Annotated in this window: 2 tRNA genes; both read left to right on the forward strand. The window is 48.8% G+C overall.

From position 1 onward, the window contains the following. Positions 1-39 precede the first annotated feature (39 nt). Positions 40-116: transfer RNA gene (locus IV514_RS17360), tRNA-Ile, on the forward strand. A gap of 109 nt (positions 117-225) precedes the next feature. After that, positions 226-301: transfer RNA gene (locus IV514_RS17365), tRNA-Ala, on the forward strand. Positions 302-340: the final 39 nt, after the last annotated feature.

The raw sequence follows: 340 nt of genomic DNA on the forward strand, positions 1-340 counted from the left end.
GTAGAAGAAGTCCTAACATGTAAGCTTCGGACGAAATATAGGTCTGTAGCTCAGCTGGTTAGAGCGCACCCCTGATAAGGGTGAGGTCGGCAGTTCAAGTCTGCCCAGACCTACCAAATTCTTCGTTATGCGTTGTTGCTTAATGACTCGTTTAGTGAACTAAACGTCGCCATCAAGCGCCTAGCTTAACTTGAATTAGCGTTTTGACGACATGTGACCCAGAACGGGGCTATAGCTCAGCTGGGAGAGCGCCTGCCTTGCACGCAGGAGGTCAGCAGTTCGATCCTGCTTAGCTCCACCACTTCTTCTTGGAATGAGAGACCAAATTTAAGGTGTTCAA

The organism is Thalassotalea sp. G2M2-11 (genome assembly GCF_017168195.1).
Classification (GTDB): domain Bacteria; phylum Pseudomonadota; class Gammaproteobacteria; order Enterobacterales; family Alteromonadaceae; genus Thalassotalea_E.